Here is a 24,976-nt window from a genome sequence, read left to right on the forward strand (position 1 = left end):
CAGAATAGAGCCATCTGGATCTATCTAACCACTTGAATCTGAATGTCCCAATCCGCGAACTGTTCATGGACCGCTTCTACTTGAATATCTAGCGGAACAGCTACGTGCATCACTCGTTTTCCCTCCTCCTTCGACCAAGATACATCGATACGCCCGTAAGCAGTCGGAACGATCCCCTCTGCCCAGAGCAGTTCAGTCACAGGCGGGACGATTCGAATTTTCCGATAGCCTTCCTCTACTTTCTCAATGCCCAACAACTGATTACCTAGGACAAAAGCCGGCGCAGCCGACCATGCATGTGCATGACTCCTTGGGAATACCTGAAAGGTTTCCCACGTGGTGGTGGCGCCATATCGGATCATTTGACCCCAGTCGGTCTTAATCTGCGCCAGTGTGCGATCGATTTCACCGAAACGCCTCCACACCTCAAACAGATAGAACGAGAAGAAAGGCGAGCCAATTTGAATCCAATCCTCTGGTGGATCCAGCAGCTGAGGTTCGATAATGGCTGCCTGTCGCTCTCCCAGGCAATCTGCCAGATACAGTAACACATGTGTCTGAAGACTTGTCGTTGTTGACGGCTTACCATTACGGTGGATACCGTCTAGGTAGACCTGAGCATCATCGTCCCATAAATGTTCAATAAGCGCCCGCTTCAACCTCGCTGCGTGATCAAGCAAAGTTCTCGCCTCGGTGTGTAGTCCCAGCGATTCCGCCATCTCCGCTGCGATTCGGTGACACTGGGCCAACTGCGCCTGCTGCGCTGTGACTACACCAACCGATGGAATATCGATTGGTGCCCAATCTAGCATATTCCAAGAACTGGTATCAAACAGGCCGTCTTCGTTGAGAAAGCCCCTATACGCTTCAAGTGTTATCCTGATTTCCGGATAGATGACCTCGATGAATGTATGATCACCACTGTAATCGACATACTCCTTGCAGGCGATAATCCAACTAAAGGTCCACATCGGAATCGCCGCCTGCCAATCCGTAGGGAACAAGGCGAGCAGAAGTGGACTTTGACGCCGCGAACGCGGTACCATTTCCAAGCAATGCCTGACTAGCTCATAGGAACCGAACAACTGATAGTTCACAAGTGCGCTCACTCGGCAGTCCCCTACCCAGAATACCTGTTCATAAGTGGGACAATCCACGAACGTATCCTCCATGCACATGTGCGACGTGTGTCTGGAAATTTCCCAAATGTCATTTAGCAAGGGATCTGAACAGCGGAATAGTGCTTTATCTGTAGCCGGATAGCTAGATTGGTGCAGCTGTATTTGGTGCAGATGGACCTGCGTATCCGCTTGGCGTACGGTGACGATCAAATACCGGAAGCCCATCCGGGTGAAGCTCTTGAACACTTGTCTACCTTCACAGCATATGTACCGGAATGAATTATTGCATCCGGACGTATAGGCGTTGGCCCCATTTACGCGGTTTTCGAAGCCGTAAACATCGATCACCGTCCCTTGAGGCGCATCAACTTCTAGTTCAATGGACCCTACATAAATTTTACCGAAATCCAATATGAATTCGAGATCCCCGTCTTCTACAGTATCCGGAAGCACGGTCGGCAGCAGATGGTCATGGAGCATTCGCTCCAGCCGGTTCGTAATGGGATAGTGCTTGACGAATCGTTTACGCATCATTAACGAATAGATCATTTTATTCACGAGCACATGCCTTGGATGAACCGTCTTGCACATGTCATTGTACGCCTCGAATGCCTTCAAGGTGGAGCAAGCTCCGATTTCCAGCAGCAGCGGATGCTCATGATTCAAACCCGTTCGCTTCTCAACGCCCCCGTATACTGGCTGAAAGCCGTCGGCATACGACTCGATCGTCTCGAATGGGCCAATGGTTACGAATGAGGCGGCTTGATCGCCACCAGTAGGATGAGCGAACCGCAGCTCTGTATCGAAATCTAATTCCAAATGGCAGAACAAATCATTATGAACACCGCAAATTTCCATCATGAATAGATGCTCGCCGGCCGCCAGCCGTATCTCGTCATTATGAACATACCAGCGGTCATCTATCTTGAAGCGTCCCTGAACACTGTTCCATTTGGAATGTGCGAACGTTAAACGACCTTTGGTTTCTGTCTCAGCCACCAGCCTAACGGCCAAAAAACCACTGAATATCTTCGCATTCGCATCGCGCGAACCTGGGTACAGATTATCCCGCATATTGACGGATATCACTTGGCGGATGGGTACAATTTCACTATGGGCAAGGATCTGCTTCGGCCTGATGATCTGTGTGGACAACGGTTCAATGACTCTGGGATAAAGTCCTCCCCAAGGTGCGCCACCATAGGGAGCAACAACTTCACTCCTCACCCAACAACTCTCGTCATCGTAGGAGGGGTGCACCCAATGTTCGCTCATCGCATTCGCATCGTATATTTCCATCCAACCCAAATTCACATTGCGTTTGACGACATCAACATCGTATCCCTCATGCCTACAACAAAGCCATGTTTCATCTGTTCCGATCACTTGAATACCGGCGGAGCCGTGCAAGGATAACTGAGCAATCAGTCCCGCTTCATTCTCAACGTATTGATAATTAGAGTGCCCGTAGTGCCAGACCTGCACGGCAATCACATTCGTGACAGGCCCCAATAGGTGAGTAATATCAAACTCATCGTAATACCAGTGATCCGCGGTCGAACGAATAGGACCTTCTCCAAGCTCCGTTCCATTTACCCATACCCGATACTTCGTATCGGCAGAGATGGACAGTATCGCTCGAGTGGATACTCCAGTCTCGTATGCAAACGTTTTTCGAAAGATGATGTGCTCATTAATTGGTCTTCGGTCTCCCGACTTCCATATCCACTTCGCCTGTTCGAACATGAGGCGCTCCCCACTTTCTATTGAAGTTTGTCGTGTTCTTCGAATATCCGAGCTTCGATCTGTTCTGCTATTTGGACATGCAATGCACGATCCGGGTGATTAATACCATTGGCCAGTCTAGCATGAGGTGCTTGCCCCTCCAGCAACCAGTTCTCGAATAGCGCATATATGTCCACATAAACCAGCTTTTCTTGCTCTAAATACTCCCTCAGCGCTAGGGTATACAGCCGTAAATATCCTTTCTCTGCCGTATCTGTGAAGCGAGGCAATACGGTTCGATCCTTCTCATGAATGTTATCGTTGTCGTGCAACATCATCATGTTTGGCGTAAGCAATAGGAGATCTGCTTCTGTATCTCGCTTCACAGTTCGCACGAACGCGTCTATTTTCTCCATATACGGCTTAAGCCCCGCCTCCCCGGTATGACAATCATTTACGCCGAAGCCAATGGTCACAAGATCTGGTTGATACGCAATCACATCTCGCTGCCATCTCGCCTCCGACTTAACAGCCGTATCACCGGATACGCCAGCATTAATGACATTCAGAATCGTCGTAGGATACCGTTTCACGATGCGATTCTTAAGCAGATTGTGGTAAACTTGCTCGTGCTCGATGGTCGCGTATTCCATACATCCTTGGGTCACACTATCACCGAAAGCCACGTAAGTAACGGGACGGGCCCGGACATCGTCCGCTTTCTCCTTAAGGCGCCTCTGGAATCTAGCAAAAGCACTCATAACGGATCCACCAACGTATCCGGATTATGATAATTGCGTGGCCAATTGAACACTTTCAATTGCTGCAGCAGCTCTGTTGGCAACGGCTGCCCATCTGAAACTTTGAGATTGGCTTCCACTTCCTCCACGTTGCGCATCCCCGGAATGACGCAGCTTACAGCTTCATCCGACAGACAGAACCGAAGGGCAACTTCGGCAAGCGTCATCGTCGCATCGTATTCACGGATCATCCGTTTGATCGCATCCACCTTCTCCAGCGTCCGCAGGAAACGCTCTCCCTTGAAATAGGTACGTCTAACATCGCCTGGCGCGAAAGTCTCGTAGGTTTCTGGCACCCAGCTGCCGATCAGCGAACCTTCATCAAATGGGACTCGGGCGAGGACGGCCACGCCATTCTTCTTACAAATAGGTAACAGTTCCTCTGCTGGCCTCTGTTCAAAAATGTTATAAACAACCTGCTCAGCTTGGATCAGCCCCGCCTCGGCAAGCGCAATACCGTCCTCCGGGCGATAATCGCGAATGGACACGCCGAATTCACGGATTTTGCCCTCCTTCTGGAGCTCCGTCAACGCCTCATGCCATTCTAGATCCTCTAACCCCATAGGGAACCAACCATGCAACTGATACAAATCAATGGTGTCCACACCTAGCCTGGTCAAGCTGTCCTCGCATTGCTTGCGAATGTGAGCTTTGGGATAACGCCCTGTCATAGCTGGATCCGTCTCATTCGGATGCGGCCATTGAACGGGCTGCACCTTGGAAGCTATATAAATATGATTGTGATGCCATTCCTTGAGTGCCTTGCCGATGACTTCCTCCGAGTGGCCTTTCCCATACATTTGAGCTGTATCTACCAGGTTGATACCCCGATCCCATGCTGTAAGCAGCGTTTTAACTGAATGACGATCATCCACTTGTCCGAAAGCTCCGCCGCCGCCAATCTGCCAGCCTCCGAAACCGATTTCCGAAATATCCCATTGTGTGTGGCCAAATTTCCGATATTGCATAAGAAGCATTCTCCTCCCTCGAATCACCTTTCAGTATAAGGCGTTTACGAAGAGACTTTCTTGGTCGATCTGCCAGAAAAAACACGCCAAATTCGAACTTCACAGCTCAGCACGGATGAGGTAGAATGTAGAAAATTATGGACATTACCACGTATCCGCGTTCGAATACAGAAGATGACGAAAAGTAGATGGAGGAGGAATGGATGGCTATGCGAGGAGAACATCATTCAAGTTTTACCGAGGATGGGGCGTGGTGTTTCTTCGCTGACCCACGAGCAGTACGTTATGTCGGGCAGCAGGACCGAACCTATATCGGATGGTTAACGAAGCAGGGCCACGTCATGATCGGTACCTATGATCATCGTAACAGGTCAGTTAACTCCGTCATGATGAAGCCAAGTCTGCAGCAGGATGATCATGCGAACCCCTCGCTGTATGTCCCTACCGATGGACGTGCAATCATCTACTACTCTGCTCATAATGGGAAGACGATGTATTACCGTCAAATGGAAACGGCAGAGGATATTGCATCCTTTAGTGCCGAACAAGAACTGCCAGAGAATACGAGCGGCATGCATGGATATACATACCCCAATCCGATTCATCTCCGTCAGGAACACAAGCAGTATTTGTTCTGGCGTGGCGGTAATTTCAAACCCAATTTCAGTTCCTTACCCGATAAAGAGGGGACATGGTCGGAACCCCAAACCTTAATCATGGGAGACGGAGCCCGCCCTTACGTCAAGTATGCCAGCAACGGGGAGGATACTATCTGGTTTGCTTTTACAGACGGACATCCAAATATAGAGCCGCACAACAGCATCTACTGCGCTTGCATCCAAGATGGCAACCTCTCTCATGCGGATGGTTCAACCATTAAACCCCTATCTAATCTGCCTATGCTCCCTCGTGAAGCCGATGTGGTGTTCGACGGAACCCTGCATGATGCGAAGGCTTGGATCTGGGATATCGCAGTGGATGTCAAAGGGCATCCCACCATCGTGTACGCCGTCTTCCACTCCAATACGGACCACCGATATTGGTACAGCTATTGGAACGGCGACTCCTGGGAGAGTCATGAAATGGCAGCCGGCGGGTCCTGGTTCCCGCAAACCGAGCTAGGCGCCGTGGAACGGGAGCCCTTCTACTCGGGCGGTCTTATACTGGATCATGACAACCCGGCCAACGTATATCTGTCGCGTTCGGTGAATGGTATATTCGAAATTGAGCATTGGCACACGACTAATTATGGTAAAACGTGGGAATCAACTGCAGTAACCAGTGGTTCTTCTCACAACAACGTGAGACCCGTCCTAGCCAGGAACAACGGGCAAGAAGAAGCGCTCCTTCTGTGGATACATGGGGATTATGTGCATTTTACCAACTATGAGACGGCTTTGAAGATGAAGTTGGTCAGGGGGAAACGGTAGGGTTTCACCTCATAAACCGATCACAACAAATAAGCCCCTCATCCTTCCTATGGAAGGATGCAAGGGCTTATTCATGCGTTTATGGGCCTATGGCTTCATTTCACATTAACAACGAAAGGCACTGTAAACACTTCTCCGTTATGTTGGAACTGTCCCCATAGCTTGTAGACTCCCGCTTCTGGGAATGAGGTTGCGAACTTAGCAACTGGACCCGTTGCCTTCTCCTCAAGCGGATGTACATGAATGTACTGCTCAGCATCGGCTGACAGAATCACAACATGGCCAACTGCGCCTAAGTAAGGCTGCAGATCCGTGATCTCTTTGTTCGTCTGAGCGTCTCGAATTGTAAAGCTGAGCGTTACCTCTTCTTTGGCCTTTATGCTGCTCAAGGAAAGTTCAACGGCTTTACCGCTAACCTCTTGCTGAAGTTTGGCATCTGCTTTAAGCACAGTATGCTCCGCCTCTTTACCAGCAACTTTCACCCATTGACTGAGCGTAGTGCTCGTTCCGCCACTAGGAATAAAATCAGCAATGAGCTTATAGTCCCCACCTGCATCGAAGCTTGTGCTGACCGTAAACTTGCCATTTCCTTGGTAGGCCGGGTGGATATGTTGAAAGGACGATAGATTGTGATTCACAATTATCAAATGCAGCAGCTTCTCATGATTTACTTGAAAATCAGTAACTGGTTTGCCGGCACCGTCCGCAATTTGGATCGTTAATTCTGAACTCTCATTCGCTTTCAGACTTGCCGATCCGAAGGTGAACGATGCGTTCAGGTTCGGGGATGCCTTCGGCATTTCGCCCCCATGTCCACTATGCCCATCGGCACTTGCTGGACTGGAGGCTGCCTCGTGACTGCCATGCTGATTATTGCTCGAGGAGGCTTCTCTGACACTGCCACATGCGCTTAGAAACAGTACGGCGAGCATAGCTGAGATAAGCCCTATTTTATGAATATACATGCGCTACTCTCTCCTATATTTAGGTCAATTCTTTTTGGATCTTCACACGTTGAAGACGCAGTGCATTAAGAACAACAGAAACCGAGCTTAATGCCATGGCTAGGCCCGCCACCCAAGGCGCCAATAAGCCAAGCGCAGCAATCGGTATACCTAACGTATTGTATCCGAGTGCCCAGACCAAGTTTTGTTTGATGTTGCGCATCGTTTGGCGGCTCATGTAGATCGCATCCGGAATACTGGCTAAGTCCCCGCGCATGAGTGTCACATCGGCAGCCTCCATGGCCACATCCGTGCCCGTTCCGATCGCCATCCCGATATCAGCCGTCGCTAGCGCCGGTGCATCGTTAATACCATCTCCAACCATCGCCACTTTCTTTCCTTGCGCTTGAAGTTTTTTCACTTCTTCCGCTTTGCCTTCGGGTAGAACTTCCGCACGAACATGCTCAATACCCACTTGAGCTGCGATCGCTTTGGCCGTCCGTTCGTTGTCACCGGTAATCATGATGACCTGAATGCCCATAGCCTTCAAACGGCTAACCGCGGCATGTGATGTCTCTTTGACGGTATCCGCTACAGCTACTATACCCCCGTACCCTTTATTAATGGCAACAAGCATAGCTGTTTTACCGGACTCCTCTAGCTTCGACATCGTGTCGTCTTCAGTACCCTTCACATCTACACCGAATTGTTCCATGAGTCGTCGCGTTCCGATGAGCAGCTCTTTCCCTTCAACGATAGCTTGAATGCCATACCCAGGGATGGCTTCGAATGATTCTACTGCGGGTAGTTCAACGCCCTTTTCTCTTATCCCTGCCACGATCGCTTCTGCGAGGGGATGCTCCGAGTTTCTCTCTGCCGCGCCTACAAGTCGTAGGAATTCCGCTTCGTCACCTTCCGCGTACACATCCGTAAGTTCTGGCTTTCCTTTAGTGACCGTACCTGTTTTATCTAAAATGATCACATCAATCTGATGGGTCTTCTCAAGATGCTCGCCGCCTTTGAATAAAATACCAAGTTCGGCTGCGCGCCCTGATCCCGCCATAATCGAAGTCGGTGTCGCTAAGCCCAGCGCACAAGGACAGGCAATAACCAAGATGGCTATAGCTTTCTCCAAAGCCCCTGCAAAATCTCCCGGTGTCACTATGAAATACCAGACTAGGAAAGCCACAAGGGAAATTCCCACTACAATGGGAACGAAAATTCCCGAAATAACATCGGCTACCCGCTGAATCGGTGCTTTCGAGCCTTGCGCTTCTTCGACGACTTTAATAATTTGTGCCAGTGCAGTATCTTTCCCTACCTTCGTTGCTTGGATGCGAAGCATGCCATTTTTGTTTATGGTTGCTCCTATAACCGCATCACCAGGTTTCTTTGACACGGGTAGACTCTCACCAGTAAGCATCGATTCATCCACCGCGGATCGACCTTCAAGCACTTCTCCGTCTACCGGAATTTTATCTCCTGGACGGACGAGCAGGACATCCCCCGTCACTACTTCTTCAATGGGGAGGTTGAGCTCTTGACCTTCGCGGATAACCAAGGCAGTTTTCGCCTGCAATCCCATCAAAGACTTAATCGCCTCCGATGTCCGTCCTTTAGCTAGTGCTTCAAACAATTTGCCCATGATGACTAACGTAATCAGCACAGCGCTTGTTTCATAGTACAGAGACGGTCCATGATGCATGCCGGCGCCCCCGATCACCCAATCGATCGTCAAATACAGACTATAGAAGTAGGCCGCTGAAGTCCCTAGTGAAACCAGTACATCCATGTTGGCAGAGCCATTTCGCAGCGCTTTATAAGCACCTTCGTAGAATTGTCTTCCGATGTAAAACTGAACCGGCGTTGCCATAATCAATTGAAACCAAGGATTCATGAACAATTCCGGTATCCAAATCCATGAGGTGAACGAAAAGTGGCTGACCATCGACCACAGCAACGGCAATGATAAGATCGCAGATAATAGAAGCTTGCGCTTTTGCTTACTAATCTCCTGCTTCCTATGCTCTGAGGGGTCGCCTTGCTCTTGTTTTAGGATCGCTTTGTAACCGAGTTTCTCCACCCGCTTCTGCATATCCGATACCGCAAGCTCGGCTGGATTGTACACGACATGGGCCGTTTCCATTGCAAAATTTACCGTAGCCGCTCTCACACCAGGCAACTTGTTTAAGGCCTTTTCAATCCGCTGGGCACAAGCCGCACAAGTCATGCCTTCAAGCTGCAAATCAACGGATTCCTTCGCCGTATCGTAGCCTAGTTTCTGTATGCTTTGTTCCATCTTGGCTGCGTCGATACGACTAGGGTCATAAATTACCGTGGCTCGCTCCATCGCGAAGTTGACATTGGCTTCCGTGACCCCTTCCAGCTTGTTCAAACCCTTTTCAATCCGGTTAGCACAAGCGGCGCATGTCATTCCCGTTATCTGCAGTGATGTTTGCTTCGTATTTGTTGCAGCATCAGCAGTTTCCATTATCTACACCTCTTTTAGTTGACGTCGTAGCCTTGATCTTCAATCGCTTCTTTAATCGCATCTTGCGTCAGCTTATTTTCATCGAATTCCACATGCACCATACCGCTTGCTAAGTCGACTTTCCCTGTAGCGCCTATCGTTTTTAAAGCTCCCTCAACAGAATTCACACAGTGGTTACAGGACATGCCTGCTACTTTCAACGTTACATTTTGCATCGTTCATTCTCCTTTATATATGGGATTTATTTCATTAAAAGGTTACCGACTACTTCAGTATGGCCAACTTGAAATTGTTCAACAACCTGATCTTGTTTTTAGTATACCCCCCTACCCTATATTAGTCAAGTCGAAAACTTATTTTTCTTAGCGTTCCCCTAACCATCCACATGCGTCTCCACCGTGTTACAGTCGTGTACGAATATCGATTACATCTAACTTTAAGAGGATAATTCGTTCCCTAGAGCATATCCTATCAATAAAGCACCTTCGGAACATCTGCCTAATTCGTTTAAAAAGCAATAGATCCGTGTAACTAAACACAGGAGGTGTTTTTTATGAAGATCATAATCACAGCTGCGGAGGCTATAGAAAAAGGGGTTTGGCTAGAGCTCCTTCGTCTCTTCGGCAGAGATGCAGATGAGGATATTTGGCCTCAACAGGAGTTTATTCTAACGGAACAACAGGCGATTAAGTTGAACCTTATCAAGAAATAGACACATAGCATCTAACTCGCATAAGGACCTCACCTATTTGGTGAAGTCCTTTTACCTACGTTGGTAGGATCTCCAGATCCGTCATTTCATGAGTTTATTGATCGTTGTTAGTAACTCGGTTATTACTTCTTCATCGCCTTCTTGAATGCGATCAATCACACAGCTTTTCATATGATGCTCAAGCAATTGCTTACTTACCCCATTTAACGCGGATTGGATGGATGAAATTTGATTCAGTACATCGTCACAGTACGTATCTTTCTCAATAAGCCCCTTAACTCCACGAATTTGCCCCTCAATCCGGTTCAATCGGGTGATTAGATTACTCTTGGCTTTATCGGAATGGTGACTCTTTCGTTCGCTTGAAGTTGCACACATGTCGTGTGAGTGGCTCTCCTCCGTCATCCCAATCACTCCTTTGTTGATTGCATTTTATCATAGCCCCCCACCCTATGCAAACGGAATAAGACATAACCCACATTAACATTTCGATTATCTAATTGGCTTCGGAGTTACAGGGGCTGACACCATTGCCATACGGTTTTTCACCGAAAGGAATAAGGTAAGGAGTGCAAGGAAGGCCACAACGATAGACAGGATCCAAATTGCGTTGTTGAAGCCGAAAGCCGTCGAGACCACCCCGCCACCATAAGCACTGAGTCCTTGGAACAAATAAGCGACGACCAGCACAGCTGAGATAAACTGTACGCGGTACTGAACAGGCGAGTTGATAACGACAAGCCCGATTCCTCCTGCTGCCGAGAAGCCATAGCCAAGTCCGCCAAGAATCGCCGCGGTGACAAACAACACAAAGGAATGCAACTCTGAAGCAGTAACTAGCATAATCACTGTCAAAAAGACAGAGATCATCCCCGCACGGATCGATGTTCTAGGACCCAAGCGGCCTGCAATTGTAGCGCTAACGGCGCCCAGCAAATACGCTATCGACAGAACGGTGCCAATGACAAGAATGTCATTCGTTCCAATAACATCACGTGCAATTTGCGCACCTAGCGACAAAAAGACTGCTCCATTCGCGAAACCCGTTCCAACTGCTAATGCAGCTAATGCGTATAACCCCCATTGACCTGGCGGGATTTGAATGCCCTGCGGCTTCCAGCCCCGGATAGATTCCGGTGTTTTATTTTGAGGAATGAAGAGACATAAGATCATGCTGATGATCACAATAGCGGTCAACACCCAATAGCTAAAATGCAGCGGTGATGGGGCATATTTGATAAGAACTGCACCTATAATCGTTGCCAGGAATAGACCAAATGCCTGTGTGATTGTATTAATAGATCCAGGGTATTTCTTATTCGACGTCGGATTAAACTCTACAAGTGCGGCGGCGCCAGATCCTGCCGTGAGTCCTACGCCAATTCCCTGCACGATACGACCAGCGAACAGCCAGAACACGTTCGGGGCTGACGCGAATGCTAATGCACTTATAAGCAAAAAAATAAGTCCGATCAATAACGTGTTTCGGCGACCAATGTAATCCGAAATGTTGCCTAGAAGAACGAGGACCAGAATAAGTACAATCGGATACGTTGCAAATATACCAGTCGTTACTGCTTTAGAGAGTTGCCATTCTGAAGCATACATAGGGAAAACAATCGTAGGAGCTGTACTGACCCATAAACTGATGGTCAAAATCCAGGCTACTGCCCAGAATGCTGCTTTCGTTGACAATGTTTTCATCCATGTTTCCCCCTTCAGCGATTCTTACACATTCTACGTAGTATAGGATTGGATTTACTCCTTAGCCTGAAATAATTGTGGGTACAGACTCGCTACTCCACCTGCAAGGCCTTTCTGCACTTTACGACTTGTATCGTCAGCTACGATCTCCAAGCTATCGGCTTCCATGCCGTCAATAGCAATTTTCGCGATATCAGTAGGATTAACTTTTGGCGCTTGAATATCCGCAGTCATATCCGTATCCATAAACCCGACGTGCAGACTAGCAACTCTTATGTTACGAGGAGCCAAATTCAGTCTCAATACGTTAGTCAACCCCCACTCCGCCGATTTAGCAGCGGTATAAGCTCCAGCGTCTCCGATGCTGAACCAGGACAGGGCAGACAGTATATTCAGAATGGTACCACCACCATTTCGCTCAATAATCGGTGCAAATGCACGAACCATGCTAAGCGTACCGAATACATGCGTATCAAATTCCAGATGAATGTTATCCCAATCACCTTCAAGCAGCGAAGCGCCCGTTGATGATCCCGCATTGTTAATCAACAACGTTACGTCCTTTGTTGCTTCCGCAGCCGCGGCTACCGATTTCGGATCCGTTATATCTAACTGGATCGGAATGGCACCTGGGATATCTACAGTTTCAGGGTTTCTAGCACCTGCATATACTTTTGCCCCTCTAGTAATCAATTCAATCGTTAATTGACGGCCGAGACCTCTGTTCGCTCCTGTTACTAGTGCAATTTGATTTGTCATGTTCATTGTAATTCCTCCAATTCGTTTTTATAATAATTTAAGAATGATCGTTCTTTAAAAGATCAAAAAAAATGCCTTTATATCTACCATGAAACTCTTACACTTCAGAGTATATTTAGCGTTCGACCTCATCAAGCGTACTCGATCTCCCCTACGCCATATAGCATACCTCATTTAAGAATGATCGGTCAATAACTATTTCTAACCATTCCTTATCCAATCGATTTCATCTAGGTATACGTATAAAAACCGTGCAATAATGAGATCTATTCAAGAATAATCGTTCTTCAAAAATCAAACAAACACCGACGACTATGTCATCTTTACACTAAGATCGACATAGCCACCGCAGCTGCATCCTCCAACATTTTGCGATCTGTTGCTGTTTTGGCCATCACGTGTAGACCGTGCCTCGTACTTACGAGAAACCGTGCAAGCTCACGAGTCCCATACTTACTCTTGAGTGCCCCTTTTTGTTGCGCTCGAATCAGGAAATGATAGAACGTCGTTTCCAAATCGAGTGCATGAGCTTCCACACGCAGTGCAATAACAGGATCGCTGTTACCGATGCCCATTGCCGTGTTCGTGACAAAGCATCCGCGGCGCTGATGCTCATCGCTTAGTGATACATCGATCAGCTTCGTAAAGAAGCGCTGCAATACCTCCTTGGGTTCACCTTCCTCTTCCAAAATGTCATACACATGTTCCTTGGCAACCATTCGAAAACGGTCCAAACAGGTTAAAAATAATTTATGCTTATCCCCGAATGTATCATACAAGCTTCCACGATGAACACCAGTGTGCTCCACCAAGTCTTGAATGGATGTTCGTTCGTAACCTTTCTCCCAGAACACCTCCAACGCTTTGTCTAGCGCAGCTTCCTGATCAAACTCTTTAGGTCTTGCCATCTGAATAACCTCCTTTCCCTGCTACTTGCTATCATACATGTTTAAGAACGCTCAGTAAAGAATGGTCAAAAAAAACGATTTGATAAACGAAATCCAAATCCGTATATTTAGTTAGTGTTCTAACTAATTTAAAACTGAAGGTGATAACCATGGAGCAGAACCGCAATCTACAACATCAGTTTCGTATGATCGGTCTAAAGATGAAGATCGGCGTCGATAAAAAGCTGGAAGCGTACGGGCTAACGATCGAGCAAGGGCTGGCGCTTCGGTTTATTGATGGAAATGAAGAAGGTGGAGTTTCCCAGAAGGATTTAGAGAAAACCTTCAACCGTAAAGGCTCCTCCATCAGCAGTCTGGTCAACAATTTAGAGAAGGTCGGAGCGGTCATGCTCTATGCGCTGCGGAATAAACTGCAGCCTGATTTAGAGCAATTGGTGCATTAGATATACTTTCTTGGATTACTTTAGGAAAACATGCCTAGCGGCGTCCCTAGAGGAAGCTATTCCGTACACCCACTGGGTAACGCAATAGCTTCTTTTTAATTTTATTACCTCTATGTAAGGTTATTACTTGGTAGCCGAATAAAACGACCGAACGTCGTATATAGTATTGCTACACTTAGCACTTTTACTTTTTCATGAACCAGCCTATTCAACCATCAGCGATGCTTTAGTCCATAAAATGCAGCTTCAACCAGTTGTTTTACAAACGTATCATGCAAAGGTTCACCTGTGACCAGCAGACGATAAAAAAGAGGACCATAAATTAAGTCAACACAGATCGCTAGATCAAGCCCTTGTCTTAGCTCTCCTCGTTCTAACCCCTTATGCAAGATCGTAAACGCTTCTGATCTACGAGGGAGGATGTAACGTGTCCGGCAAGCTTCCATTAAGATAGGATCAACCTGCCCCTCACCGATTAGCGCTGCAATCATATGCCCTTCTTGACTAACCATGAATCTACATAGGTTCGTAGCGTGGATTAACACGTCTTCGAATACGTTTCCTGAATCAGGGACTGGCAGCCTGTCGGTTGCCGCGTCTAAGAAACCATCCATCACCACAGCGGCTTTATTAGGCCACCACTTGTAAACAGTAGCTTTACTGACTCCCGCACGTTCCGCAATCTTCTCGACTGTGACACCTTTGAATCCATATATCAGAAGAAGCTCGTAAGAAGCAACCAGGATGGACTTTTGCGTGATCGGATTTCGTGGTCTTCCTCTTTTTGATGACATTGTGTCCTCTCCTTCGCCCAGCAAATATCTCTAACTTAGTATAATAATTTTGTTAAAGTTGATAAAGTTATATATTCCCCTATTTACAAAACGATACGTCCAGTATATATATTAATTTCATCCTAATAAGTAAACGAAACGTTCAGTAATTAGCGAACTTTAAATTATAACTGACAAAGGATGATGACTATGATTCAATCAAATGTTCATAATAAGAGAAGTATTTCAAATGGAATGATGTTTCTTCTGGCCGCGGCATGCGGTCTTATTGTTGCCAACCTATATTATTCCCAGACACTAGTAGGTCCGATCAGCTCTGACTTGAGTCTTCCTTCAGGAAGCGCGGGACTTATTGTAACCATTACGCAAATTGGGTATGTCGCTGGCTTACTATTCATCGTGCCTCTGAGCGATATGTTGGAGAATCGCCGACTTATCGTTGCTTTACTTGCTTTTATAGTTCTAGCCTTATCTGTAGCTGCCTTTTCTCGAGGAGCTTTTCTGTTCATGTCCGCATCGCTCATGATTGGGCTAGGCTCTGTCGTCGCGCAGATTCTAGTACCCTTCGCCGCTTATTTATCAACCGAAGAACAGCGAGGCCGTGTCGTCGGCAATGTGATGAGCGGGCTCTTGCTCGGCATCATGTTGGCACGTCCGGTTGCAAGCTTAATTGCCGGCGTGTGGGGATGGCAAGCGATCTTTGCCATTTCAGCTGGACTCATGGTACTGTTGGGATTTTTACTAATAAGTCGATTGCCCGAGCGGCGGCCTGGGAAAGGTCTAACCTATGGACAATTGGTGGCCTCTCTGCTCAAATTATTCAAACAAACCCCTATACTCCGACGTCGTGCTTTCTATCAGGCTTGTCTATTCGGAGCCTTTAGCTTATTCTGGACAACAGTGCCATTGCGACTAGTGGACCAATACGGGATGTCCCAACAAGGTATAGCCCTGTTTGCCTTAGTAGGTGTTGCCGGAGCCATTGCAGCTCCAATTGCAGGAAGGTTGGCTGATAAAAACTGGAGTCGAGCCCTTACGCTCAGCGCCATAATCATTGCTATTCTATCCTTCATCATCCTTGCTCTTGTTCACAACAAATCAAATGGTTCACTCGTGTTGCTTTTCATTGCAGCGATTACACTAGATATGGCTGTTTCCGGTAATCTTGTTATTGGACAACGAGCGATTTATTCGTTGGGGAATGAGACTAGAGGGCGGCTCAATGGCCTTTTCATGGCTATCTTCTTTATCGGGGGAGCCGTAGGATCGTTCGTAGGTGGGTTAACCTATGCGCATGGGGGATGGGTGATAACAACTTGGATCGGTGCCTTACTTCCCTTGATTGCACTCTTATATTTCTTTACTGAAGCCAAGGCTAAAGCTTCAGCTTAGGTATGGAACAATTCAAGTCAACTCTTTATAATAAAAACGGCTACGCCGTCCTTCAAGGACAGCGTAGCCGTTTTTTTCATAAAGTATAGTTACTATTTCCGCCCACCTCAAGCGCGATATCTCTGTACCACTCTGAAGTTACGGAACGTGGTTCCGCTGATTTCACCAACTCCTCAATCCTAGGGGGTACGCGTGGCGAAAATTCTAGTTGACACTCAGCAGCGAAACCATTCGCCGTGTAGAGAATTTAACCGCGACGATCGGGAGACAGCGTTCATATTGACGACTCGATGTTCGAACGCAATCAGCATATTTTTGCCCATTGACGTGTTCTAGTGTACTGGTGTACTATTTAACTAATACAATTTTTCTAATTCGAAGGGGATAGCACAATGGCCAAATGGGCAGCTATAGTAAAAAAGGATTTGCGATTATCGACGACCGTCTTATTCACGGGGCTTGTTATTAATGTCATTAGCATCATCATTGCTGGACTTCTCGGCCAATATCTGTTCATTCCGTTGTTAGCCGCTGCCGGATTCCATGTCTTCTATCTTCCGATCGCGTTATTCGCAAGCCTACGAACAGAAGCCTCGAACTTGCACGTTTGGCTTCACAATCCGAGGTCAGCTATCAGCTTGCTCCTAAGCAAACTAACGAGTGGATTGATCACGATGCTCGTTTCCTTGGCTGTTCTGTACTCGATGGCTGGAATCCTGCTCCAGGCGAAGTTTCGTTTAATGGAAGAGTACTTGACGGATACTTGGAGTGCGGCATGGTTGATCTTCCTACACGCAATCCTTATCTCCGTGGCAATCGGCGTCTGGGTCATCCTTCTGTGGTCACTGTACTATGCACTCAAACATCGAATCGGCCGTTTAGCCTGGTTAGTCCTTATTGGCGCCGTTCTCTTGTCGAGCTGGATCGATACTATTATCACTTCCTCGGGTCTTTATAAGCTCGTTACGCAATGGGGTGGCATGGAAATCTATTTTCCGACGTTCTCAGTAGATCCGTTCCCACTCTACTTGGGCGAATACTTCTATAACTTGATTATTGTCATCGTTCTGTTCTATTTAAGTTCATGGATCGTTGACAGGAAAGTCGAGGTTTAATCATGGATGAGTTTCATTCTTCCAAATCGATCTATCTCCAGGTTGCCGATCGAATTAAGAGGCAAATCGTAAGCCAGGAACTGCAAGCGGGCCAGAAGCTTCAATCCGTCCGGGAGATGGCGGTAACCTATAATGTCAACCCGAATACCATCCAACGCACCTACAGCGAACTGGAACGAGAAGGGGTTTTGGAGACGAGAAGAGGACAAGGCACGTTCGTCACGGAGCAGGAAGAGCTATTGACTCAGCTTCGCTCGAGCATGATCGAAGAGCAGATTGCCTCCTTTGTTCTAGTTATGCGGGAGATGGGCTATCGCTCGGAGGAGATCGTGACCGGATTGCAGGATCACTTGAACAAAAGAGATAAGGGAGATGAGTAATATGATCGCATTGACTAACGTCTCGAAAGCTTATAACAAGAAACCCATCATTCGAGACATTACTTTAACATTGCCTATGGGGAAAATCATAGGAATCGTGGGAGAGAACGGTGGCGGAAAATCTACCTTACTAAAGCTCATTGCGGGACTTCTCCAACCAACTGGCGGCTCTGTCACCATAAATGGGAAGAAGGCGCACCGAAGAATCAGCACGCTTGTCTCCTACTTATCCGACCAAGACTCGACTTATGCCTGGTTTACGGTAAAAGAAGCAATCGCCTATCAGGCTGCGCAATTCCCTGATTTTAATGTCACTAAGGCGGAAGAGATCATGGCGTTCATGCAGTTGGAACCGACTGTGAGAATTAGGGATCTGTCGAAGGGTAAACGCAGCCGGGTTAAAATCATGCTCACACTAGCCAGAGAAGTGCCATACATTTTGATGGATGAGCCGTTGTCTGGACTGGATCCGATGGTACAGGAATCGATTGTCAGAGGAATGATTTCTTACCTTGACTTGGAATCCCAGACGCTAATCATGACCAGCCACGTGATCCCGGAACTCGAGTCGATATGGGATAGCTTCATCGCCATCAAGGACGGAACTTTGCTTCGCTATGCCGATGTCGAAGAATTGCATGACTCGGATGGGATTGGCATCACGGCGTGGATGAAGAAAACTTATTAAGAGGAGCGGTCAATTATGAAAGAAGTCTCTGTGTTTCGTCTCTACCTGTTGCGTGCCCTGTACCTTCTTGTTGTCGTAGGACTTGGAATCGTAGTATGGCCCGGGGTCATCCACCACGAACAGTGGGATTTGATGGAGGGAATCGTCCAATGCATGTTGGCCGCCTTCTCGGCTCTCTCCCTGTTGGGTCTCCGGTATCCTCTGCAGATGCTCCCGCTGCTCCTTTGGGAGATGGTCTGGAAGCTGATCTGGCTATCTGTCGTCGCTCTCCCACTTTGGACCGCCGGGCAGATAGACGACTCTACTTTGGGAGTAGTGTTCGAATGCTTGATCGTGGCGATCTTCCCATTCTGCATTCCTTGGCGTTATGTGTTCTATCATTATATAGTTAAGCGTTCGGATCGTTGGGTTAGCGGGAAGTCCGAAATTGCCGGGTGAATGGGGATAAGTACCGATAATTAAATGGATGAAGCCCGGCCTTCTATAGCTGGATGGATCCTTTCATTTAGTTCTGAACAGGAACAGCAGCTAACTTAAATTCATCCGTGATTTGATTTCATGTTTGCCATTTTTTAGTCATAGAAAAATCCCCTCCAAGTTGCACTCGTTTCCTTATGGTACCACAAGGATATTTTTGAGTGTCTACTTAAAGGGGATATTATATTAACATAAGGCCGTTTTTTTCTATTCCTCATTTGATATGATAGTCTATAACTTTATATTTTTTTCACAATAATTAAAATAACCCTACTCCACCGTGACACTTTTCGCCAAATTCCTAGGCTTATCAACGTCATTCCCACGCGCCAACGACGCGTAGTAAGACAACAACTGCAAAGGAATTACAGACAAGGCAGGCGTTAATACATCCAACGTTTTTGGGATAATGAACGTGCTATCAACCGACTTCTGCAGCTCCGTTTCACCTTCCACGGCAATACCTAGCACTTTCGCGCCGCGCGCCTTCACTTCTTTAATGTTGCTCACAGTTTTCTCGAGCAATTCATGCTGTGTCGCTAACGCAATCACCGGAATATCATCCTCGATTAACGCAAGTGTACCGTGCTTTAACTCACCCGCAGCATACGCCTCGGAGTGAATGTATGAGATCTCTTTCAACTTCAAAGAGCCTTCAAGCGCTACCGCATAATCCAAACCTCTGCCGATAAAGAACAGATTATCATGCTTCGCCATCTCTTCAGCAACAACTTTCAATGCTTCCGCTTGCTCCAGGATTTCGCTAACCTGCGCAGGCAATTCCTTCATCGCTGCAATCACTTCAGCAATTTCCTCAGGCGTTTGCGTGCCCAGAGTTTGCGCCAGGTGTAAGCCCAAGAGGTAAAACCCGATCAATTGCGACGTGTAGGCTTTCGTCGAAGCCACCGCAATCTCCGGTCCAGCCCATGTTGTAATGATATCGTTCGCCTCACGCGCAACGGAGCTTCCTACAACATTCGTAATCGCCAACACGTGTGCTCCGCAACGTTTCGCTTCACGAAGTGCTGCCAACGTATCCGCCGTTTCACCGGATTGGCTCACGACAATCACTAGCGTATCCTTTGTGATAATCGGGGAACGATAACGATATTCAGACGCTACATCCGTTTCTACCGGAATACGCGCCATTTTCTCAATGACATACTTCCCAACCATACCAGCATGGAACGCTGTTCCACAAGCGACGATATGCACACGGCTGATGTTACGAATCGCCTCCGGCGTAATCGTAAGTTCATTCAATGTCACACGCTTACCGTCAGGTGCAATACGACTCCCCATCGTATCGCGATACGCTTTCGGTTGGTCATAGATTTCTTTCAACATGAAATGATCAAATCCGGCTTTTTCCGCCGTAACAATGTCCCAATCGACATGGAACATTTCCCTGGAAATAAAATTCCCCTCTAACGTCATTAATTCGACAGCATCCCGCGTTAATAGCGCCATTTCGCCATCATTTAGAATGAACACATTACGTGTATACTCTAGAATCGCTGGAATATCTGAACCAATGAAGTTCTCACCTTCGCCAATCCCGATAATAAGCGGGCTAGCTTGACGCACAGCAACGAGGCGGTCTGGTTCGAACTCTGTCAAAACACCAAGCGCAAACGCACCTGTCATGTGCTTCACGGCCTTCTGAACAGCTTTGAGGATATCTCCCTCGTACAAACTAGCGATCAAATGCGAAATAACCTCTGTATCCGTCTCCGATACGAAAACATGGCCCTTCGCGATTAGTTCTTCTTTCAGCGTAATATAATTCTCAATAATCCCGTTATGCACAACGGAGAATTTCAAAGAATTATCGGTGTGCGGATGCGAATTCACGTCCGATGGCTTACCATGTGTCGCCCAACGTGTGTGCCCGATGCCAACGCTTCCGTTCAAAGGCGTTTCACCCAGCTTCGACTCCAAGTTCGCAATACGGCCTTTGGCTTTTTTAATTTGCAAACCATCCGCTGTATACACCGCAACCCCAGCAGAATCATAGCCTCTGTACTCTAGCTTTTTGAGACCTTCCAATAGAATCTCCTGAGAATTACGCTTTCCAATATAACCAACAATACCGCACATAGTTACAACCTCCAAATTTGTATAAGCCTCTTCTACAAGGGCTGTTTGTCAAGGATCTGATTTTCAATCAGTCATAAATCATAATGAAATAAACCATCTATAAGGGCGTTCTTTACGTGTAAGATTCAATAAATCGTTAATAGATGTTGGATACTTGTCTGCCCGGTCGCCCGAACGATTTTGCTCTCCAACTTAACGGCACTCCTCGTGCCGGAAGGTCCCCGCCGAATGTTTCGAACACCTTCACCTCGTCAACTCACCGCGTAGTAGCAGCCGTTCGGCTACATTTCCGTCCCGCTTGCGAGTTCTGGCGCTATTTGTTACGAATAACTTCTACCCTGCCTTTCCTTCTTGAGTAACTTCATCATATGCATTTTGACCCAGCATTGCAACTTGTTTTTGGCATACCTGATCCCCCATCTCGCCAATTTCCAGCAAAAATGAGGGACTAGCAGCCTATAATTATACCAATTGCTCTTGTATAACCTTCGCAATATCATGAACATATGCTTCTACTTGCTCTTTATCAGGGCCTTCTGCCATAACACGAATCAAGGACTCTGTACCGGATGGACGAACCAACACACGACCGTTATCGCCAAGCTCATCCTCGACTTTACGGATCGCTTCTTCGATGACCGCATTGTCCTTCAACTTGCTTTTATCCGCTACACGGATGTTAACAAGCAATTGCGGGAATTTACGCATAATCCCTTTCAAATCGCTCAGCTTACGCCCAGATTCAACTAGTGTATTCACCAATTGCAGAGCCGTTAGAATCCCATCACCTGTTGAGATGTAATCTAAGAAAATAACATGACCAGATTGCTCCCCGCCTAAGTTGTAGCCGCCTTTACGCATTTCTTCCATCACGTAGCGATCGCCTACAGCTGTTTGCAGAGCCTTCAAGCCGGCTTTTTCGATGCCCTTGAAAAAGCCAATATTCGCCATCACCGTCGTCACAATGGTGCCGTGGTTCAGCTTACCTTGGCGATTCAGCGCATCGCCAAGAATGCTCAAGATGAAGTCGCCGTCGACTTCATCACCTTTCTCATCGATCGCGATCAGACGATCCGCGTCGCCGTCAAAAGCCAGCCCGATGGCTGCGCCATGCTTAACCACCTCGGCGCGAAGCGTCTCTGGGTGGGTGGATCCGCAAGCATCGTTGATGTTGCGCCCATTCGGCTCCGCGCCGATGGTGATCACTTCCGCTCCGAGCTCGCGGAAAATCAAAGGCGCCAGCTCATAGGCTGAGCCATTCGCACAATCAAGAACAACCTTTACGCCGTCGAATGACTTCGACACCGTTTCTTTCAAGAATGCCAGATAAAGGTGCTTCGCATCTGGCTGATCTGAAACCGTACCAATCTCGCCGCCAACCGGGCGAGGCAGTTCATCTACAGCTGCATCGAGCAGCTGTTCAATTTCAAGCTCCGTCTCATCCAATAGCTTGAAACCGTCGCCTCCAAAGAACTTAATCCCGTTGTCTTCAACCGGATTATGTGAAGCAGAGATCATAACGCCTGCGTCTGCACCTAGCTTTTTCGTCAAATAAGCAACCGCTGGCGTACTCACCACACCAATACGAATCACCTCAACACCAATCGATAACAAACCTGCTACAAGGGATGCTTCCAACATCGGCCCCGAAATACGTGTATCTCTCCCGATCACGACTTTCGGATGCTTCGCCTGTCTTGTTAACACATACCCGCCGCAGCGTCCTACCTTATAAGCCAATTCTGGTGTGAGTTCGCCATTCGCGACACCGCGCACACCATCTGTACCAAAATATTTCCCCATTTTTGTATTCTCCTCTTTCTCTATTCCCCATTATGGATTTGCTGCTTTAACATTTTTCTCGCTGATTTCTACGATCGCCTTCACTTCTTGTGGAAGCCCTAATTTCACGAAAGTAGGCATATTTAATGTTACTTTCAATTCATGCTTACCAGGTGGCAAATTACTAACATCTAGTATCGCTTGAATATCTTGAACTTTCAATTGATCAATAATGGCAGGAGCACCTTCTACCGTAATATTCAAGGTAGCCGTGGCTGGCTGCGTTACTTTGGTTTCGTAATTTTCATTTTGACCAATAATCGTAATCGGTACATTCTCTACTGCTTTCGTGATTGAAGGCACAACCTCAACATGGACCGTCACCTTCGCAGGATCTAATTGAGTTACTTTATTCCTGAGAGGAATGTCCAGTGCGAAATCTTTCGTTTCCTTCACATCCTGCAGACTAAGCTGCGGCCCTTGATAGAATTCCATGCGGTCTACGACGTCTTGCGCTCCGTATACGGTCACCTTATCAGGGGTTTGCGTAATCATCGCGATGGCAAATCCTGCAGGAGGTTCACCACTTACTTTGATCTGTAACGGAATGGTTTGGAACGGGCTTGTGATAGGCACCTCAACATCGACAACCGAAGGATTGATGTTAAGGGTTACTTCTTTGCCTTCTTTGTCAAAAGCCTGCAATCTGACCTGCTTCGTCACCGCTGATTGTGCTTTATCCACAGATACCTCGCCGCGGACATTCTCAATCTGATCGAGTTTACTCGTTTGTGCCGTAATGTACACCTTACCTGGCTTCACAATAGGTTGTCCCGCTTTGAGGCCTGCTGCAGGCGTTCCTTTGACATTTATGACGACAGGTACCTCTTTCATTTGTAGCTCTTCAATCATGACGTGGACCGTTCTAGGAACGATCTCCACATCCACATCTGACGGTATCCCTACCGGTGCTAGGGTAACCTGATGGTCGCCTTTGCCGACTTGCGTCAAATCCAATTGAATCTGATACGTATTGCTAGCCGTCACTTTCTTAACGGAAGATTCCTTCCCTTTCAGAATTACCTGCACATTCGCGGGATTCATCGACGAGATGAAATAATGCGTTTCATCATATTTGGTTGTGATGGAGACGTTATTAATCGTTTCCACTCGCTCGCGTAGCGCTGTGTTCCCGGATATATTCGTTTCTTCCATATGGACAACTACCCATAGCAGTATCCCGACAACAAGTGCAACGATCCGTACCACGTTTGTATTACGTAACCATTTATCCATTCGAACGCCCTCCCCACCATTTCATGAAAGGGTTCTTCTCATTTGTTTTCGCTTTGGGTTTCAACTCTTCAAAAAGCTTTGAAATCAACGATTCCTCTTTAATATCCCGTACGATATGTCCGTTCATAGTTAGTGAGATTTGACCTGTCTCTTCTGAAACAATCACACACATCGCATCTGAAACTTCACTCATACCGATCGCTGCACGATGCCGAGTTCCCAGTTCTTTCGAAATGAAAGGATTTTCAGACAGAGGCAAATAACAACCCGCGGCCATCAACTGCCCTTGCCGAATAATTACTGCGCCATCATGAAGAGGGGTATTTGGGATAAAAATATTAATTAACAGCTCTCCGCTGATTTTGCTCTCTATTGCAATACCGGACTCGACATAGTCGGTAAGTCCCGTATCTTTCTCAAAAACAATCAAAGCCCCGATTTTACGTTTGGCCAAATAATTCGCAGCCCGAATCACTTCGCTGATTCTTTTATTCACATCTTGATCTTCTTCTGAAGAAGATCTACTTCCGAATAACTTACCTCGACCTAATTGCTCCAAGGCTCGTCTTAGCTCAGGTTGAAAAATAATAATAACCCCAAGCACCCCGAACGTAAAGGCTTGATTCACCATCCATTGCAGTGTACTTAACTGAAACCAAATACTAATGACCCAGGTAATGACGACCACGAGGATCCCCTTCATCAGTTGAATAGCCCTTGTCCCACGCACCACTAGGATCAATTTATAAATCACATAGCTAACGATGAGTATATCGACAATATCCTTAGCCGAGATGCTCGTGAGCAAATCCATTGTATTCTCCCCCAGGCGACTAAACAAAGTTCTCTCTATATTGGAATCATAACATAAAGCTAAGTATACTTCTATTTATCTAGACTCATCGCGCAAGAATTGGTTCATTTTTCCTATGTAAAAAAAGAAAAAA

The 24,976-nt window shown here is 47.1% G+C and carries 23 protein-coding genes; 8 read left to right on the top strand and 15 right to left on the bottom strand.

Translation table 11 applies throughout. The features are described from left to right. Nucleotides 1-20: 20 nt before the first annotated feature. From L6I86_RS29595 to L6I86_RS29605, 3 genes are all read right to left on the bottom strand, one after another. A complete protein-coding gene (locus L6I86_RS29595; RefSeq protein WP_236292062.1) occupies nt 21-2,867 on the bottom strand; it encodes a family 78 glycoside hydrolase catalytic domain in 2,847 nt (948 codons plus the stop codon). A 17-nt stretch (nt 2,868-2,884) separates the two neighbouring features. Next, a complete protein-coding gene (locus tag L6I86_RS29600; protein WP_236292064.1) occupies nt 2,885-3,532 on the bottom strand; it encodes an SGNH/GDSL hydrolase family protein in 648 nt (215 codons plus the stop codon). Nucleotides 3,533-3,603: 71 nt separating this feature from the next. After that, nucleotides 3,604-4,614, bottom strand: coding sequence for an aldo/keto reductase (locus tag L6I86_RS29605; RefSeq protein WP_236292066.1), 1,011 nt, complete (start codon nt 4,612-4,614; stop codon nt 3,604-3,606). Between the two features lie 203 nt (nt 4,615-4,817). Between L6I86_RS29605 and L6I86_RS29610 the strand changes: the two genes are divergently transcribed. Then, nucleotides 4,818-6,044 carry a BNR-4 repeat-containing protein gene (locus tag L6I86_RS29610; protein ID WP_236292068.1) on the top strand — a complete coding sequence of 409 codons (1,227 nt, stop codon included), beginning with the start codon at nt 4,818-4,820 and terminating at the stop codon, nt 6,042-6,044. 95 nt (nt 6,045-6,139) lie between these two features. Here L6I86_RS29610 and L6I86_RS29615 read toward each other — a convergent pair whose 3' ends face one another. From L6I86_RS29615 to L6I86_RS29625, 3 genes are read right to left on the bottom strand one after another with little or no spacing between them, the layout of a single operon-like run. Then, complete coding sequence (locus L6I86_RS29615; RefSeq protein WP_236292070.1) at nt 6,140-7,009, bottom strand: hypothetical protein; 870 nt, start codon at nt 7,007-7,009, stop codon at nt 6,140-6,142. Between the two features lie 19 nt (nt 7,010-7,028). Continuing rightward, nucleotides 7,029-9,479 carry a heavy metal translocating P-type ATPase gene (locus L6I86_RS29620; RefSeq protein WP_236292072.1) on the bottom strand — a complete coding sequence of 817 codons (2,451 nt, stop codon included), beginning with the start codon at nt 9,477-9,479 and terminating at the stop codon, nt 7,029-7,031. 14 nt (nt 9,480-9,493) lie between these two features. Then, nucleotides 9,494-9,694 carry a copper ion binding protein gene (locus tag L6I86_RS29625; RefSeq protein WP_236292073.1) on the bottom strand — a complete coding sequence of 67 codons (201 nt, stop codon included), beginning with the start codon at nt 9,692-9,694 and terminating at the stop codon, nt 9,494-9,496. A gap of 338 nt (nt 9,695-10,032) precedes the next feature. Between L6I86_RS29625 and L6I86_RS29630 the strand changes: the two genes are divergently transcribed. Then, entirely contained in the window at nt 10,033-10,191 is a 159-nt protein-coding gene (locus L6I86_RS29630) for a hypothetical protein (protein ID WP_236292074.1), read from the top strand. Nucleotides 10,192-10,272: 81 nt separating this feature from the next. Here L6I86_RS29630 and L6I86_RS29635 read toward each other — a convergent pair whose 3' ends face one another. The 4 genes from L6I86_RS29635 to L6I86_RS29650 all read right to left on the bottom strand — a co-directional run bounded on the left by L6I86_RS29635 (nt 10,273) and on the right by L6I86_RS29650 (nt 13,562). After that, nucleotides 10,273-10,596, bottom strand: coding sequence for a metal-sensitive transcriptional regulator (locus L6I86_RS29635; RefSeq protein WP_056618141.1), 324 nt, complete (start codon nt 10,594-10,596; stop codon nt 10,273-10,275). Nucleotides 10,597-10,683: 87 nt separating this feature from the next. Then, nucleotides 10,684-11,895 carry an MFS transporter gene (locus L6I86_RS29640; RefSeq protein WP_236292076.1) on the bottom strand — a complete coding sequence of 404 codons (1,212 nt, stop codon included), beginning with the start codon at nt 11,893-11,895 and terminating at the stop codon, nt 10,684-10,686. Between the two features lie 54 nt (nt 11,896-11,949). Beyond that, complete coding sequence (locus tag L6I86_RS29645; RefSeq protein WP_236292078.1) at nt 11,950-12,660, bottom strand: SDR family oxidoreductase; 711 nt, start codon at nt 12,658-12,660, stop codon at nt 11,950-11,952. 317 nt (nt 12,661-12,977) lie between these two features. Further along, on the bottom strand, nt 12,978-13,562 hold the full coding sequence (locus L6I86_RS29650) for a TetR/AcrR family transcriptional regulator (protein WP_236292079.1): 585 nt from the start codon (nt 13,560-13,562) through the stop codon (nt 12,978-12,980). Between the two features lie 149 nt (nt 13,563-13,711). Between L6I86_RS29650 and L6I86_RS29655 the strand changes: the two genes are divergently transcribed. Continuing rightward, the gene (locus L6I86_RS29655) at nt 13,712-14,005 is read left to right on the top strand and encodes a MarR family transcriptional regulator (protein WP_236292081.1); all 294 of its coding nucleotides are present in this window, start codon (nt 13,712-13,714) and stop codon (nt 14,003-14,005) included. Nucleotides 14,006-14,220: 215 nt separating this feature from the next. Here the strand turns inward: L6I86_RS29655 and L6I86_RS29660 are convergent, their stop codons facing one another. Further along, nucleotides 14,221-14,799, bottom strand: a complete 579-nt coding sequence (locus L6I86_RS29660) for a TetR/AcrR family transcriptional regulator (protein ID WP_236292083.1) — start codon at nt 14,797-14,799, stop codon at nt 14,221-14,223. Between the two features lie 189 nt (nt 14,800-14,988). On the opposite strand from L6I86_RS29660, the gene L6I86_RS29665 reads away from it, so the two are divergent. The 5 genes from L6I86_RS29665 to L6I86_RS29685 all read left to right on the top strand — a co-directional run bounded on the left by L6I86_RS29665 (nt 14,989) and on the right by L6I86_RS29685 (nt 18,812). Next, nucleotides 14,989-16,191, top strand: coding sequence for an MFS transporter (locus L6I86_RS29665; RefSeq protein ID WP_236292085.1), 1,203 nt, complete (start codon nt 14,989-14,991; stop codon nt 16,189-16,191). Nucleotides 16,192-16,583: 392 nt separating this feature from the next. Further along, nucleotides 16,584-17,306 (top strand): hypothetical protein, encoded by a 723-nt coding sequence (locus L6I86_RS29670; RefSeq protein WP_236292086.1) that lies wholly within the window; start codon nt 16,584-16,586, stop codon nt 17,304-17,306. 2 nt (nt 17,307-17,308) lie between these two features. Beyond that, the gene (locus L6I86_RS29675) at nt 17,309-17,686 is read left to right on the top strand and encodes a GntR family transcriptional regulator (protein ID WP_056618163.1); all 378 of its coding nucleotides are present in this window, start codon (nt 17,309-17,311) and stop codon (nt 17,684-17,686) included. Beyond that, the gene (locus L6I86_RS29680; protein ID WP_338113456.1) at nt 17,679-18,374 is read left to right on the top strand and encodes an ATP-binding cassette domain-containing protein; all 696 of its coding nucleotides are present in this window, start codon (nt 17,679-17,681) and stop codon (nt 18,372-18,374) included. The genes L6I86_RS29675 and L6I86_RS29680 overlap by 8 nt, the downstream gene beginning before the upstream one ends. Nucleotides 18,375-18,389: 15 nt before the next feature. Further along, nucleotides 18,390-18,812, top strand: coding sequence for a hypothetical protein (locus L6I86_RS29685; protein ID WP_236292087.1), 423 nt, complete (start codon nt 18,390-18,392; stop codon nt 18,810-18,812). Between the two features lie 309 nt (nt 18,813-19,121). Here L6I86_RS29685 and glmS read toward each other — a convergent pair whose 3' ends face one another. From glmS to cdaA, 4 genes are all read right to left on the bottom strand, one after another. Further along, nucleotides 19,122-20,951, bottom strand: coding sequence for a glutamine--fructose-6-phosphate transaminase (isomerizing) (gene glmS, locus L6I86_RS29690; protein ID WP_236292090.1), 1,830 nt, complete (start codon nt 20,949-20,951; stop codon nt 19,122-19,124). Between the two features lie 462 nt (nt 20,952-21,413). After that, entirely contained in the window at nt 21,414-22,754 is a 1,341-nt protein-coding gene (glmM, locus tag L6I86_RS29695) for a phosphoglucosamine mutase (protein ID WP_236292096.1), read from the bottom strand. 30 nt (nt 22,755-22,784) lie between these two features. Next, nucleotides 22,785-24,029 (bottom strand): CdaR family protein, encoded by a 1,245-nt coding sequence (locus tag L6I86_RS29700; RefSeq protein WP_236292097.1) that lies wholly within the window; start codon nt 24,027-24,029, stop codon nt 22,785-22,787. Next, nucleotides 24,022-24,843 (bottom strand): diadenylate cyclase CdaA, encoded by an 822-nt coding sequence (gene cdaA, locus L6I86_RS29705; RefSeq protein WP_056618181.1) that lies wholly within the window; start codon nt 24,841-24,843, stop codon nt 24,022-24,024. The genes L6I86_RS29700 and cdaA overlap by 8 nt, the downstream gene beginning before the upstream one ends. Nucleotides 24,844-24,976 lie beyond the last annotated feature (133 nt).

Origin of the sequence: Paenibacillus allorhizoplanae (assembly GCF_927798215.1) — a bacterium.
GTDB lineage: Bacteria > Bacillota > Bacilli > Paenibacillales > NBRC-103111 > Paenibacillus_E > Paenibacillus_E allorhizoplanae.

Excerpts from the sequence above, each read along its gene's own strand:
- L6I86_RS29595 (WP_236292062.1), bottom strand. The coding sequence starts at position 2,867 with ATGTTCGAACAGGCGAAGTGGATATGGAAGTCGGGAGACCGAAGACCA.
- L6I86_RS29605 (WP_236292066.1), bottom strand. The coding sequence starts at position 4,614 with ATGCAATATCGGAAATTTGGCCACACACAATGGGATATTTCGGAAATC.
- L6I86_RS29610 (WP_236292068.1), top strand. The coding sequence starts at position 4,818 with ATGGCTATGCGAGGAGAACATCATTCAAGTTTTACCGAGGATGGGGCG.
- L6I86_RS29615 (WP_236292070.1), bottom strand. The coding sequence starts at position 7,009 with ATGTATATTCATAAAATAGGGCTTATCTCAGCTATGCTCGCCGTACTG.
- L6I86_RS29620 (WP_236292072.1), bottom strand. The coding sequence starts at position 9,479 with ATGGAAACTGCTGATGCTGCAACAAATACGAAGCAAACATCACTGCAG.
- L6I86_RS29625 (WP_236292073.1), bottom strand. The coding sequence starts at position 9,694 with ATGCAAAATGTAACGTTGAAAGTAGCAGGCATGTCCTGTAACCACTGT.
- L6I86_RS29630 (WP_236292074.1), top strand. The coding sequence starts at position 10,033 with ATGAAGATCATAATCACAGCTGCGGAGGCTATAGAAAAAGGGGTTTGG.
- L6I86_RS29635 (WP_056618141.1), bottom strand. The coding sequence starts at position 10,596 with ATGACGGAGGAGAGCCACTCACACGACATGTGTGCAACTTCAAGCGAA.
- L6I86_RS29640 (WP_236292076.1), bottom strand. The coding sequence starts at position 11,895 with ATGAAAACATTGTCAACGAAAGCAGCATTCTGGGCAGTAGCCTGGATT.
- L6I86_RS29645 (WP_236292078.1), bottom strand. The coding sequence starts at position 12,660 with ATGAACATGACAAATCAAATTGCACTAGTAACAGGAGCGAACAGAGGT.
- L6I86_RS29650 (WP_236292079.1), bottom strand. The coding sequence starts at position 13,562 with ATGGCAAGACCTAAAGAGTTTGATCAGGAAGCTGCGCTAGACAAAGCG.
- L6I86_RS29655 (WP_236292081.1), top strand. The coding sequence starts at position 13,712 with ATGGAGCAGAACCGCAATCTACAACATCAGTTTCGTATGATCGGTCTA.
- L6I86_RS29660 (WP_236292083.1), bottom strand. The coding sequence starts at position 14,799 with ATGTCATCAAAAAGAGGAAGACCACGAAATCCGATCACGCAAAAGTCC.
- L6I86_RS29665 (WP_236292085.1), top strand. The coding sequence starts at position 14,989 with ATGATTCAATCAAATGTTCATAATAAGAGAAGTATTTCAAATGGAATG.
- L6I86_RS29670 (WP_236292086.1), top strand. The coding sequence starts at position 16,584 with ATGGCCAAATGGGCAGCTATAGTAAAAAAGGATTTGCGATTATCGACG.
- L6I86_RS29675 (WP_056618163.1), top strand. The coding sequence starts at position 17,309 with ATGGATGAGTTTCATTCTTCCAAATCGATCTATCTCCAGGTTGCCGAT.
- L6I86_RS29680 (WP_338113456.1), top strand. The coding sequence starts at position 17,679 with ATGAGTAATATGATCGCATTGACTAACGTCTCGAAAGCTTATAACAAG.
- L6I86_RS29685 (WP_236292087.1), top strand. The coding sequence starts at position 18,390 with ATGAAAGAAGTCTCTGTGTTTCGTCTCTACCTGTTGCGTGCCCTGTAC.
- glmS (WP_236292090.1), bottom strand. The coding sequence starts at position 20,951 with ATGTGCGGTATTGTTGGTTATATTGGAAAGCGTAATTCTCAGGAGATT.
- glmM (WP_236292096.1), bottom strand. The coding sequence starts at position 22,754 with ATGGGGAAATATTTTGGTACAGATGGTGTGCGCGGTGTCGCGAATGGC.
- L6I86_RS29700 (WP_236292097.1), bottom strand. The coding sequence starts at position 24,029 with ATGGATAAATGGTTACGTAATACAAACGTGGTACGGATCGTTGCACTT.
- cdaA (WP_056618181.1), bottom strand. The coding sequence starts at position 24,843 with ATGGATTTGCTCACGAGCATCTCGGCTAAGGATATTGTCGATATACTC.